At 50.5% G+C, this 13109-nt stretch carries 13 protein-coding genes; 5 read left to right on the top strand and 8 right to left on the bottom strand.

Annotated elements, in window-relative coordinates:
- The first annotated feature begins 24 nt into the window (after window positions 1-24).
- On the top strand, window positions 25-714 hold the full coding sequence (locus OGX98_RS19565) for an EAL domain-containing protein (protein WP_045449640.1): 690 nt from the start codon (window positions 25-27) through the stop codon (window positions 712-714).
- A 42-nt stretch (window positions 715-756) separates the two neighbouring features.
- Here OGX98_RS19565 and sapF read toward each other — a convergent pair whose 3' ends face one another.
- The 8 genes from sapF to pspF form a co-directional block, all read right to left on the bottom strand.
- Window positions 757-1563, bottom strand: coding sequence for a peptide ABC transporter ATP-binding protein SapF (gene sapF / locus OGX98_RS19570; protein WP_048221389.1), 807 nt, complete (start codon window positions 1561-1563; stop codon window positions 757-759).
- A 1-nt stretch (window position 1564) separates the two neighbouring features.
- Complete coding sequence (gene sapD, locus OGX98_RS19575; RefSeq protein WP_045443447.1) at window positions 1565-2557, bottom strand: peptide ABC transporter ATP-binding protein SapD; 993 nt, start codon at window positions 2555-2557, stop codon at window positions 1565-1567.
- Window positions 2557-3447 (bottom strand): peptide ABC transporter permease SapC, encoded by an 891-nt coding sequence (gene sapC / locus OGX98_RS19580; protein WP_048221390.1) that lies wholly within the window; start codon window positions 3445-3447, stop codon window positions 2557-2559. The genes sapD and sapC overlap by 1 nt, the downstream gene beginning before the upstream one ends.
- Window positions 3434-4399 carry a peptide ABC transporter permease SapB gene (gene sapB, locus OGX98_RS19585; RefSeq protein WP_045443441.1) on the bottom strand — a complete coding sequence of 322 codons (966 nt, stop codon included), beginning with the start codon at window positions 4397-4399 and terminating at the stop codon, window positions 3434-3436. Before sapB ends, sapC begins: the two co-directional genes overlap by 14 nt.
- The gene (gene sapA, locus OGX98_RS19590; protein ID WP_286595803.1) at window positions 4396-6039 is read right to left on the bottom strand and encodes an ABC transporter substrate-binding protein SapA; all 1644 of its coding nucleotides are present in this window, start codon (window positions 6037-6039) and stop codon (window positions 4396-4398) included. The genes sapB and sapA overlap by 4 nt, the downstream gene beginning before the upstream one ends.
- A 320-nt stretch (window positions 6040-6359) precedes the next feature.
- The gene (locus OGX98_RS19595; RefSeq protein WP_045443435.1) at window positions 6360-6980 is read right to left on the bottom strand and encodes a TetR/AcrR family transcriptional regulator; all 621 of its coding nucleotides are present in this window, start codon (window positions 6978-6980) and stop codon (window positions 6360-6362) included.
- Window positions 6981-6986: 6 nt separating this feature from the next.
- Complete coding sequence (locus OGX98_RS19600) at window positions 6987-10115, bottom strand: multidrug efflux RND transporter permease subunit (RefSeq protein ID WP_200010909.1); 3129 nt, start codon at window positions 10113-10115, stop codon at window positions 6987-6989.
- A 297-nt stretch (window positions 10116-10412) separates the two neighbouring features.
- Window positions 10413-11402 (bottom strand): phage shock protein operon transcriptional activator, encoded by a 990-nt coding sequence (gene pspF / locus OGX98_RS19605; RefSeq protein WP_190284561.1) that lies wholly within the window; start codon window positions 11400-11402, stop codon window positions 10413-10415.
- Between the two features lie 155 nt (window positions 11403-11557).
- On the opposite strand from pspF, the gene pspA reads away from it, so the two are divergent.
- From pspA to pspD, 4 genes are read left to right on the top strand one after another with little or no spacing between them, the layout of a single operon-like run.
- Window positions 11558-12226, top strand: a complete 669-nt coding sequence (gene pspA / locus OGX98_RS19610) for a phage shock protein PspA (RefSeq protein ID WP_045443428.1) — start codon at window positions 11558-11560, stop codon at window positions 12224-12226.
- 54 nt (window positions 12227-12280) lie between these two features.
- On the top strand, window positions 12281-12505 hold the full coding sequence (gene pspB, locus OGX98_RS19615; protein WP_045443425.1) for an envelope stress response membrane protein PspB: 225 nt from the start codon (window positions 12281-12283) through the stop codon (window positions 12503-12505).
- Complete coding sequence (pspC, locus tag OGX98_RS19620; protein WP_136345572.1) at window positions 12505-12864, top strand: envelope stress response membrane protein PspC; 360 nt, start codon at window positions 12505-12507, stop codon at window positions 12862-12864. The genes pspB and pspC overlap by 1 nt, the downstream gene beginning before the upstream one ends.
- 8 nt (window positions 12865-12872) lie before the next feature.
- Complete coding sequence (gene pspD, locus OGX98_RS19625) at window positions 12873-13097, top strand: phage shock protein PspD (protein ID WP_045443419.1); 225 nt, start codon at window positions 12873-12875, stop codon at window positions 13095-13097.
- Window positions 13098-13109: the final 12 nt, after the last annotated feature.

Raw genomic sequence — 13109 nt, forward strand, 5'->3', positions numbered from 1 at the left:
GTTATGATCAATTGGAGTGGTCTTATGCACTATCATTTCATCGCGGAACCGATGAGAGACACAATGGATAAGTTGCTGGGTGTTGAGATGCTCACCCGGTTTACTTCAGACACGGTTCACCCGTTACATTCAGATTTCATCATTACAGCGTGGAGTGGTGAACAAAAACGTCATTTTCTGCTCGAACAAATAAAGTTAATCGCTCAAAAGCGAGACTGGTTTGAGAAAAATAACCTTTTCTGCACGCTTAATCTCATTGACGAAATGGCGCTTCTGGCGATTGGCGACCCTGTCATTACATCTGCATTACATGCAATGCCATTTATTGCTCTGCAACTCTCAGAACGATTCTTGTCGAATACAGCATGCCTGAATAATCTGTTAATTAACTCTCTTGGTGATGGTCCAAATGCATTGTGGCTGGGCGATCTGGGGTCTGGCTGCGTCGGGGCGAATCCGCTGGTTAGCGGCGGTTTTGATGTTGTGAAAATGGATCGTAACTTCTTTCTCGCCCAGGTAGAAAAGCCCATGTTTCCGGTTCTCATAAAAAATATCCGGGAATACTGTGATCATGTTGTGGTCGAGGGAATTGACGATGCCCGGTTTATCGACGAAGTCATCAACGCTGGAGTATGGGCGATACAGGGAACTGTATTCCCATCGATCACTTTTACCGATGTAGAAGCGCTAATGCCGGTAAGTGTCTACCATTAAAGGCAAAAAAGAGCCCTCCGGCAGAGGAGGGCATTTGTCCTGCTAACGGTCTTTTCGCCAGGCATCCGCAGTGAGTGCCTCGCCGAAATGCCCGGAAATCAGGCGACGAGTCAGTTCATGCAGGGGAGAGGCAAGAACATCCGCTGTACTACCGCGCTCAACAACTTCTCCCTGATGCATGACCAGTACCTGATCGCTGATGTGTTTCATCATTCCAATATGCTGAGTTACATAAATATATGAAATTCCTTGTTTTTCCTGTAACTCCAGCATCAAATTAATCAGTTGTGAGCGCATCGACATATCGAGAGATGCCAGGGCTTCATCCGCGATGATTACTTTAGGGCGCAAAATAAGAGCGCGGGCGAGCCCCAGACGCTGTTTTTGCCCAGGGGCCAGCATATGCGGGTAGTAGCTGACGTGATCGGGTAGTAGACCGACCATCCGCATCGTTTCAATAATCTGTTTACGCCGCTGCTCTGGCTCCAGATCGGTGTTGAGACGCAGCGGGAAATCGAGGATTTGCGAGATACGCTGGCGCGGGTTAAGTGATGTTGAGGGATCCTGGAAAATCATGCGAATACGCTGGCTACGGAAGGAATAATCGCCGTACTTCAGTGGGTGATCGTCAATCAGCAGTTCGCCGCTGGTAGGCTCAACCATCCCCGCCAGCATTTTTGCCAGCGTGGATTTACCTGAGCCGTTTTCGCCAATGATGGCAAGAGTTTGTCGCTCACGCAGGGTAAAACTCAGGGGCTTGACGGCCTCGACGGTCTGGCGACGAAACAAGCCGGTCCGGTAGCGAAAGGTTTTGCTCAGATTACGTACTTCGAGCAGTGTTTCTACCATCTCACTCTCTCTCCATGTTCAGCGGGAAATGACAGGCGTAGAGATGATTCTTTGCTCCGGTCAGTCGTGGGGTTTCAATACATTCGCGTTGTGCATAAGGGCAACGTGGTCCCAGGCGGCAACCAATAGGCAATTGCTCTAACAATGGAATTGCTCCCGGCATGGTATTCAGTCGGCTTTTGTGAGGCATCGGACTACCAAAGTCAGGAATGGCACGGATCAACGCCTGGGTATAGGGATGATGCGGAATTGTCACCAGATCTTTACTGGGGGCGGTTTCCACCGTTTGTCCGCAGTACATTACGTTGATTTTGTCTGCCCATTGGCTAAGCATTTGCAGGTCATGGCTGATCAGTAAAATGGTGGTATTGCTGTTTTGATTCAGCCGGGTCAGCAGACGGAAAATTTGTGCCTGCGTCGTGGGTTCCATCGCGTTAGTGGGTTCATCGGCAATCAGCAGGCGCGGCTGGTTAGCCAGTGCGATTGCAATCATCACTTTCTGGCACTCGCCGTCCGTCAGCTCATAGGGGAAGCTGCGCATTGCGTCTTTATGATCTTTGATCCCGACACGGTGCAGCAGCTCAATTGCACGGCGTTTACGCCAGCCAATACGTTGCCACCAGCGCCCTTTATAGGTCCAGGCCGGGATGTTTTGCATTAGTTGCCGCCCAATACGTTCAGACGGATCGAGACAGGATTGCGGCTCCTGAAAGATCATGGAAACGTTATGACCGACCAGTTTACGTCTCTCACGAGCGGAAAGACGCAGCAGATCGATATCGTCAAAGCGCATACGGTCGGCGGTAACGCGCCAGTTGTCTTTGGCTACTCCGCAGATGGCTTTGGCGATGAGACTTTTACCTGATCCGGATTCACCTACCAATCCACGGATCTCGCCTTCATTCAGCGTCATGCTAACACGGTCAACTGCCTTCACCCATTCGTCGCCGGTCCTGAACTCAATAGTCAGGTTGCGGATATCCAGTAATGGCATTATTCCACCCCCGCAATAATCGCGCGACGTACGCCGTCACCTAACAGGTTAACCAGCAGCACACTGATCATAATTGCCGCCCCCGGCAGCATTACCGTCCACGGCGCGACGTAAATCAACTCCAGTGCGTCGCCGAGCATAGCTCCCCATTCCGGCGACGGGAGCTGTGCACCGAGATCCAGAAAGCCCAGTGCGGCAATATCCAGAATCGCCATCGACAGTGCGCGAGTGATTTCGGTGATAAGTCCGGCGGTAATATTGGGCAGAATCGCAAACCACAAAATATTGAGCGTTGTGGCACCGTCCAGGCGCGCAGCGATGACATACTCTTTTTCCAGCTCGTCGTGCACCATGCTGTAGACGGAGCGTACCATGCGTGGCAACAACGCCAGCCAGACAGCAAACATCGCGTGAGTCAGGTGCGGTCCGGCAAACGCCACCACAATAATCGCCAACAGCAGTGAAGGAATAGAGAGGAGGGTATCCAGAATATGGTTCAGCACGGCGGAGCGTAAACCGTGCGTTGCTCCGGCTAATACTCCTAATACCAGACCACACAGCGTGGCGGCGAGCGTTACGACAAATGCACCACCCACGGTAGGAGCCGCGCCGCTAAGCAGGCGGCTTAACACGTCACGCCCCAGATCGTCAGTCCCAAGGAAGAATGACACTTCGCCATAGCGTGACCAGGAAGGAGGCAGCAGTTGATATCCCAGAAATTGCTGATCGATACCATAAGGTGCGAACCAGCCACCAAAAACACACAGTATCATCAGTCCCGCGCAGCCATACAGGCCGACCATTGCAGGAGCATCACCATAAAAATTGCGCCAGGCGGTGCGTAGCGTACCGGGCGGGCGCTTTTCGGTGTATACGCTATCGTAAGGCATACCATTCCTTATGTTTCAGAGGGTTAGCCATGGCACCCAAAATATCAGAGATAACGTTAACAATAATAACCAGAGAACCAATCACCATAACGCCCGCAGAAATTGCGGCGTAATCCTGTTGACGAATCGCGTTAATCAGCCAGCGGCCAAGCCCTGGCCAGCTAAAGACCATCTCAGTAATCATTGCCAGAGTCAGCATGGTAGAAAACTGTAAACCAAGACGCGGGATCACCGGCGGCAGGGCATTATGCAGCACATGACGTCTCAGGATTGTTAACCGCGACAGGCCGCGGGTGGCTGCTGCTTTCACGTAGTTCTGATCGAAAACTTCAATAGTGCTGATGCGCATTAGACGAATGACTTCGGTTGTTGGCGCGACGGAGAGCGTCAATACGGGGAGCACCATATGTCGGATTGCACTGACCACCATTTCATCACGCCAGGGCGAATCGGAGATCCACGCGTCGATAATGGCAAAACCTGTGACGGGTTTGACTTCGTAGAGCAGATCAAAGCGGCCTGATACCGGCAACCAACCGAGCGTAAGTGAAAAGAGTAATGTCAGCAGTAGCGCCAGCCAAAAAACCGGAATAGAAAAGCCCATCAGAGCAATAGCACTGATGCAACGATCCTGCCATTTATTACGCGTTATGCCTGCCAGCATGCCGATAGGGATCCCTACCATCAGCGCAAAGCCAAAGGCCAGAATGCACAACTCCATCGTGGCAGGAAACACCTCTTTCAGTTGTTCTGAAATCAACTGTCCGTTGATACTGGAAACACCAAAATCCCAGTGAATTAAGCCATTAAACCAGAATACCCAGGCGTTCCACAGCGATGCGCCTTGCAGAGGTGCATGGGGAGTAAAATAGCTCAGGCTAAACCCGATAAATGTCAGGAAGAAAAGGGTTACCAGGAGCAATAAAAAACGCCGCAGGGTGAAGATAATCATGGTTTTTTCACCTCATCTTTCTTTTCCCTGGAAACCCCGGCAAAGGAGGCATTACCAAACGGACTCAGCACCAGTCCTTTGATGTCGTAGCGATAGGCCTGCAGGCGTAGTGAAGATGCCAGTGGCAGAATCGGGAGCTCTTTTGCCAGAATATTTTGTGCTTCGTCATAGGCGTCAATGCGTGAGGCGAGCTGCTGTGAAGACAGCGCCTTGCGCAGAACGTTATCAAACTCCGGATCACACCAATGGGCAAAGTTGGTCTGCGAGTTAATGGCGGCGCAGCTCAGCAGCGGTCGGAAAAAACTGTCAGGATCGTTACTGTCTGTCGCCCAGCCGGACAACGTCAGATCATGGTTCATATCCATTAATCGCGCCTCCTGAAAACGACCTTCTACCGGGACGATTACCACTTTTACGCCAACCTGCGCCATGTCTGCCTGGATCAATTCTGCGGTTTTCAATGGACTCGGGTTCCAGGCCTGAGAGCTGGTGGGTACCCAAAGTTGTAACGTTAAGTTCTCCAGCCCCAGCGCTTTAAGCTGTTCGCGAGATTTTGCCGGGTTGTATTCTGTAATTTTAGCTTCGTTGTCATAAGCCCACGAGGCGCGAGGTAAAATAGATGCCGCTGTTTCCGCCGTACCGTAGTAGATCGACTGCATCAGACGTTGGTTGTTGATCGCCAGTGCCAGCGCATGACGAACGGCAGGATTATTCAGTGGAGGTTTGTCCGTATTAAACGCCAGATAGGCAATGTTCATTCCCGGTCGCAGCGTCAGACGCAGACGAGGGTCATCACGTAAAATACTGAGCTGGCTGGCGGCAGGCCAGGCCAGAACATCGCACTCTCCGGTGAGCAGTTTTGATAAACGCCCCGTGCCACCCGAGCCGAGATCAACGACCACCTGCGGCATTAAAGGCTTACCGCGCCAGAAATTGTCGTGACGTTGCAGACGAATATATTGCCCGGCGCGATTTTCTGAAAGCTGGAACGGCCCGGTGCCGACAGGCTGCCTGTCCAGTAATTCCTGGCGATCCTGTTTTGCCAGCGTTGAGGCGTATTCAGCCGACATGACGGAGGCGTAGTGCGTTGCCAGGTGCCACAGGAAAGAAGCGTCGGGTTGGGTCAGACGAAATTCGACGGTGTTGTTGTCCAGCTTACGCACACTTTGTACGTTATCGGCAAACTGGAGGCTGTCGAAGTAGGGGAAGCTACTGCCATTTACGTTATGCCATGGGTTCTGGCGATCAAAGATTCGCTCGAAGGTAAATACCACATCGTCCGCATTTAGCTTACGTGTTGGGGTAAACCAGGCCGTCTTTTGAAACGGTACGTCTCGGCGCAGATGGAAACGGTAGGTTGCACCGTTGTCCAGCACTTCCCAGCTCTCTGCCAGTTCAGGAACCAGTCGATAAGTGTAAGGATCCACATCAAGCAGCCGGTCATAGAGCTGGGCGGCCAGCGTGTCGACAATCAGACCACTGCTGGCTTTTTGTGGGTTGAATGTGTTGACCTGCCCGCTGACGCAATAGACAAAGCCGCTGTCACGAATATCAGCGTGCGCGGTCTGCTCAGGCGCAGCAACTGCCTGACCACTCAGAAGTCCAGCCATCACGATCAGAGATGATAAAACCAGGCGCATAATTTTTAAGGGATTATATATAAAGAAGCTATCTTACTAATATTTAATGACATTTGCCATTACCGTTTGTGTTTGGGGGTAGTAGTGGTGGTAATCACGAATTCAACATCGCGACCTGGTCAACATTCATACCAGCTTTCCACTTTGAATATACCTCATGAACTATCTTAGCATTTTCATGCCCTATCTGACTCGCAATAAACGAGGATACGCCTTAACAGAACTGGTCTGCGTTTTGCCAACGGTTATGACAAGAGGGGAATAGGGAGTGAACAGGCGGCAACCGAATTGTGACGCCAGAACTGCTTTGTTCTTATTCTTTACGCACGATTGAATCGCCACGCTCTGAGAAAAGTCTCCACAGCGGATAATGCCAGCTTATCCAACCACACCGGATCTACCGGAGCCTGGTCAATAAGTGCAGCGGGGAGGGCGTAGCCCATAATGGCCCCAAGAAAAGCTGTTGCTTGCAGATTGGGATCATCCAGTTGAATTTTACCTTCGGTCTGAAACTGAGCCAGAACCTGGGCTAGCGTATCGCGAATCCGGCCAGTAGGGCGCTGCGCAAGGCTGGAAAAGATTTCAGGGCGCTGAACCAGCACCTGAATGAGCAGTCGTTGAAAATGAATATTGGCCGGTGAGAAAAAATAGGCTTGTATCATCCTGGCGATCCCAAGAAGCAGCTCCGGTAAATTATGCTGTTTATCGTCAAGCAACTGCTGCAGAGACGGCTGAAGCTTATCGTTCAGAAAAGCAAAGGTTTCAACCAGTAGCTGATCCTTTCCTCCCGGAAAGTGACTGTAAAGCGTTGTTCTGGTTGTATTGGCCTTTTCCGCAATAATTTGAAGCGAAACATCCATGCCGTGCTCGAGGAAAATATCACGCGCAGCCTCAAGAATGCGAGGACGGGCTTTCATCGGGCGACCTTGTGGTTTAGTCATTTACTGTTACGTTTCCTTTTCACTCTCGACCAGTACCGGGGGATTAGCCATTCTTTCAATGCCCCTGCGGATAGCAATAAAAAAGAGTGGAACAAAGAGTAAGGTTAATAATGTTCCGGAAAGCATACCGCCAATAACGGCGACGCCAATCTCCAGGCGGCTTGATGCCCCAGCTCCTGTGGAGAGTACCAGAGGAATTACCCCGGCAACAAATGCCAATGATGTCATCAAAATAGGTCGTAAGCGTAAACTTGCTCCTTCCAGTGTTGCTGTGACAACCTCTTTGCCGCTCTGATACTGTGACTGTGCGAATTCAACGATCAGAATGGCATTCTTGGCGGATAATCCCATGGTTGTGAGCATGCCAACCTGAAAATAGATGTCATTGGTTAAGCCGGTGATCCAGGTAGCGAAGACGGCACCAGAAATGGCGAGTGGGATGATTAATAATACAGCCAGTGGGATGGCCCAGCTTTCATACAGCGCAGCAAGGCACAGGAAGATAAAGGCACAGGTCGCGAGGTAGATCCACTGGGCTTGTCCTGAGGACAATTGTTCTTGATATGACAGGCCGCTCCATTGGAGTCCAAAACCATCAAACTTCTGTATAACATCCTCAATCGCGTCCATTGCGGAGCCTGAACTTACCCCCTCAGTTGCATTACCCTGAAACTGGACGGAAGAAAGTCCATTAAAGCGTTGCAGCATCTGGGGACCCGTGGTCCATTGCAGGGTACTAAAGCTGCTAAAAGATGCCATTAAATCGTTATTCCCCCGTACGTGCCAGGCGGAAATATCCTCTGGCGAAGTACGCCAGTCAGCATCACTTTGCATGTACACCCGCTTGACCCGTCCCCGGTCAATAAAATCATTAACATAAACACCTCCCCATGCGGCGGATAATGTACTATTGATGTCTGCTTGCTCTAGCCCCTGAACCTGCGCTTTATGTCTGTCGATATCGACCCTGAGCTGGGCTTTTTCGTCAAGGCTGTTGATCCTGACAGCCGAAAGATTTGCGTCATCTGCTGCAAGATTCAGGACCTGCCGTTGAGTGCTTAGCAGCGCGTCATAACCGTTAGCTTCCTGATCCTGTAACCAGACTTCAAAACCGCTCGACTGGCCAAGTCCGCGTACCGTTGGCGGTGCCGTTACGTTAATGGATGCCAGCAGGTGGCTTTTAAAATACTGGTTAGCACGTGAGATGATGGACTGTGCGCTGTTTTGTTTACCACTGCGTTTGTCCCAGTGTTTTAGCTCAGCGAAAGCCATACCAACATTTTGTCCACTTCCGGCGTTATTGCGTCCTGTGACCATAAAGATGACATTCAGGTTTTCCTTTTCCTCCCTGAGAAAATATTGACTTATTTCATCACCGACAGCCTGAGTCTGTGTGATTGGAGAGCCGACAGGGAGAGCAAATTGAATCATTACCGAACCCTGATCTTCTTCCGGCAGAAAACTGGTCGGGAGTTTCAGGTAAGTCCCAATAGTTAATAAAACCAGGATTACTGCGAGGATATACAGGCGTACCGGGCGGGATATGCTTCGCTGCAAGAGGCTGAGGTAGGCGCTCTGGCCTTTGTCAATTCCACGGTTTAGCGAAGTAAAAAATCGACCTTGCTGGTGAGGGACGGGTTTAAGCAAATGTGCGCAAAGTGACGGAGTCAGTGTTAGCGCAACCAGAGCGGATAAAATCATTGAAGACACAATCGTCACGGTAAATTGTCGGTAAATAATGCCAACAGAGCCGCCTAAAAAAGCCATCGGTATGAACACCGCAGAAAGCACCAACGCAATACCTACCAGAGCGCTGGTGATTTCGCTCATCGAACGTAATGTCGCTTCTACGGGGGGGCATTTTTGTGATGCCATAATGCGCTCCACGTTTTCGACCACCACAATGGTATCGTCTACCAGAAGCCCGATAGCCAACACCATGGCAAAAAGCGTGAGTGTATTGATGTTGTACCCCAACAGACTCAATATTCCGAAAGTCCCCAGCATAACAACGGGAACGGTGATTGCCGGGATCAGTGTTGCCCGCCAGTTTTGTAAAAACAGGAACATGACAACCACAACTAACAGAATGGCTTCCAGAAGGGTATGAATAACACCTTCAATCGATACGAGTACAAATGGTGTGCTGTCCTTGGGATAAGCTGCAATCACCCCCTGAGGGAACTGCGGAGTCAGGCGCTCTATTTCAGCGCGTACATTTTCAGCCGTTGTTAATGCATTCGCTCCTGACGCCAGCTGAATAGATATCCCGGCCGCCGGATAACCGTTGAGCGTGGTCAGGTTCTGATAGTTTTCTGCGCCGATCTCAACTCTTGCCACATCCCGTAAATAAACTGCGGAACCATCGCTATTGGTACGAAGGAGGATATTCTCAAATTGTTTTGGTGTTTCAAGGCGAGACTGTACGGTGACGGTTGCGTTCAGATACTGATCCGCAGGGGCTGGCTGGGAACCAATTTCGCCACTCGTCACCTGGGCATTTTGCGCTTCAATTGCACTCTGTACATCAGAAGGCATGAATCCGAAGCTATTTAACTTATAAGGATCCAGCCATACTCTCATCGCGTATTGTGCGCCAAACACCGTGGTTTCCCCGACGCCATCGACCCGGCTTAGAGGATCCTGCAGATTACTGATCAGAAAGTCATTGATATCGATATTACTAAGCTGTCGGGAAGGGTCATAGAGCGCCACAACCATCAGACTGTCCCCTTGAGACTTTGTAACGGTGATCCCTTGTTGCTGAACTTCCTGGGGAAGACGCGTAATTGCCTGATTGACAGCATTCTGGACCTGGACCTGGGCAATATCGGGATCGGTCTCCTGTGCAAAACTCAGGCTTATTCGGGCCTGCCCGGCTGAACTGCTGGTGGAAGAGAAGTAGAGAAGACCATCGATCCCTTTAATTTGCTGCTCAATCACCTGAGTCACACTGTCTTCAACTGTTTCAGCTGAAGCGCCCGGATAGTTTGCGGTGATAGTGACCCCAGGGGGCGCGATATCAGGATATTGCTCTACCGATTGTGTGAACAGTGAGAGCAAGCCAGCCGACATAATGCAAATGGCCATTACCGCAGCGAAGACCGGTCTATCAACAAAAAATCTGGCCAGCATATGTCGCTCCACAAACTGTTTATTTACTTTACAGTAATGTAAATAAATGATTTGGACAAATAATAATCATCAAAGACATAGCTTTGTAAGTGACAGGTAACGAAGAATTTAAGTAAATATCTTTAAAATCAGTATGTAACAGAGAGCTATTTTTTAATAAAAATAATCTCTGTAGTTGGTTGATTTCTGGCACGCTGCTGGTTTGCACGAGCAGCGCCCAACAGATGAATGCTGCTTATTACGAAGCGCCACCCCAAAGTCGCTACGCTTGATGAGCAGTTCGGGCGACGGCTTTTGCTAAAGCTGATGTTTTTTAAGCAGTGCGCGCAGTTGGTGGTAGGTCAGTCCGAGCAATTCAGCCGCTTTTTTCTGATTAAATCTGGCCTGCTCAAGACTGGTTTGCAGAAATTGCTTCTCCTGTTGCTGTTGGAATTCGCGCAGATCGAGAGGTAATGGTGCCAGAACTGGTGAGGTTTCCGACTGCTGGATTTCGGGGGCGGGGCGTTTGAAAGGGTCAATCACAATCTCATCCAGAGGATAATCACTGGTACCGTGTCGGTAAACCGATCGCTCAACGACATTCTTCAGTTCCCGTATATTACCAGGCCAACGGTAGTGCAGCAGGGTCTCTCTGGCCTGAGCGCTAAATCCTGGAAACAGTGGTAACCCGATTTCACGACACATCTGAATAGCGAAGTGCTCGGCCATTAACATGATGTCGCTTTGACGTTCACGTAAGGGAGGGAGCTGCACTACATCGAAAGCCAGCCTGTCCAGCAGGTCCGCGCGAAAAGTGCCTTCGCTGACCATCCGTGGCAGATCGGCATTTGTCGCGCATACCAGTCGTACGTTGACCTGCAACGGCTGGCTGCCGCCAACGCGTTCGAGTTCCCCATACTCAATCACGCGCAGGAGTTTTTCCTGTACCAGCATCGGGGCGGTTGCCAGTTCATCGAGAAACAGCGTCCCGCCATCAGCGCGCTCGAATCGGCCAGGATGGCGCTTTTGTGCTCCGGTAAAGGCTCCCGCTTCGTGGCCAAACAGTTCTGAGTCGAGTAGGTTTTCATTAAGCGCCGCGCAGTTCAGGGAGATAAACGGTCCCTGCCAGCGCGAGGAGAGATAGTGCAGGCGGTTGGCGATCAGCTCTTTCCCTGTGCCACGCTCACCGATAACCAAAACCGGTTTATCCAGTGGGGCCAGTTGAGAAACCTGCTCCAGTACTTCAATGAAGCTGTTAGCTTCGCCAAGAAGGTTATCTTTGTATCCTGCCATGATGAAATTCACCATTTGTTAGTGTTATTCACCAATGTAACCTAATTTCATGAACAGGTAAAATTTACTATTTTCTTTATAATCAAATAATTAAAAAGTTGGCATGCAAGCTGCATTAGAGCATCAGCAGGGCATTGCCCGATATCAGAACAGTAAGTGAGGATTACATTATGGGTATTTTTTCTCGTTTTGCCGACATCGTGAACGCCAACATTAATGCGTTGCTGGAAAAGGCTGAAGATCCGCAGAAGCTGGTGCGGTTAATGATCCAGGAAATGGAAGATACGCTGGTGGAAGTTCGCTCGAATTCAGCGCGCGCACTGGCAGAAAAGAAACAGTTATCTCGCCGTATTGAACTGGCCACCGCGCAACAGGCGGAGTGGCAGGAAAAAGCGGAGCTGGCGCTGCGCAAAGAGAAAGAAGACCTGGCGCGTTCTGCTTTAATTGAAAAGCAGAAGTTAACTGATTTGATTACCACTCTGGAACATGAAGTGACGCTGGTTGATGACACGCTGGCACGTATGAAAAAAGAGATTGGCGAGCTGGAAAATAAACTCAGCGAAACCCGTGCTCGTCAGCAGGCGCTGACGCTGCGTCATCAGGCTGCAAGCTCCTCCCGCGACGTTCGTCGTCAGCTGGACAGCGGTAAGCTGGATGAAGCGATGGCGCGCTTTGAATCTTTTGAACGCCGCATCGATCAGATGGAAGCCGAAGCTGAAAGCCATAACTTTGGTAAGCAAAAATCTCTCGATCAGCAATTTGCTGATCTGAAAGCAGATGATGAAATCAGCGAGCAGCTGGCGCAGTTGAAAGCCAAAATGCAGCAAGACAAGCAATAATAACATCTGGCGGCGCCAGAGCGCGCCGCCGCTCATCACCTGTAAGGAGTACACATGAGCGCGCTATTTCTGGCCATACCGCTAACCATCTTTGTGCTGTTTGTTTTACCGATTTGGTTGTGGCTGCATTACAGCAACCGTTCCAGCCGTGGCGAGTTATCGCAAAGCGAACAGCAGCGCCTGGTGGAATTGAGTAATGATGCACAGCGCATGCGTGAACGTATTCAGACGCTGGAAGACATCCTTGATGCAGAACATCCTAACTGGAGGGACCGCTAATGGGGGGCGTTAACCTGAACAAAAAACTGTGGCGTATTCCACAGCAGGGTATGGTTCGTGGGGTCTGTGCCGGTATCGCACAGTATCTTGATGTTCCGGTGAAGCTGGTGCGAATCCTGGTTGTTTTGTCGATCTTCTTTGGTCTGGCCTTTTTTACCATAGTGGCTTATATCGTGCTGACTTTCGTTCTGGATCCAATGCCAGACAATGTCGCTTTCGGCGAACAACAGCCCTCGAGCGGCGAACTGCTTGATGCCGTCGATCGTGAACTGACCGCAAGTGAAAATCGTTTACGCGAAATGGAGCGTTATGTGACTTCAGATACGTTCACATTGCGCAGCCGCTTTCGCCAATTGTGAGGATTGAGATGAACAATCGCTGGCAGCGTGCCGGGCAAAGGGTGAAGCCTGGTTTTAAATTAGCAGGCAAGCTGGTACTTCTTACCGCGCTCCGCTATGGTCCTGCAGGCGTTGCCGGTTGGGCAGTGAAGTCCGTTGCCCGACGTCCGCTGAAAATGGCGCTGGCGTTGATTCTGGAACCTTTATTGAGCCGCGTGGCGGTAAAATTATCCAAACGTTATTCCGGGAATTAGCCCGACATCCGA

The organism is Citrobacter sp. Cm046, assembly GCF_030333065.1.
Lineage (GTDB): Bacteria > Pseudomonadota > Gammaproteobacteria > Enterobacterales > Enterobacteriaceae > Citrobacter > Citrobacter murliniae.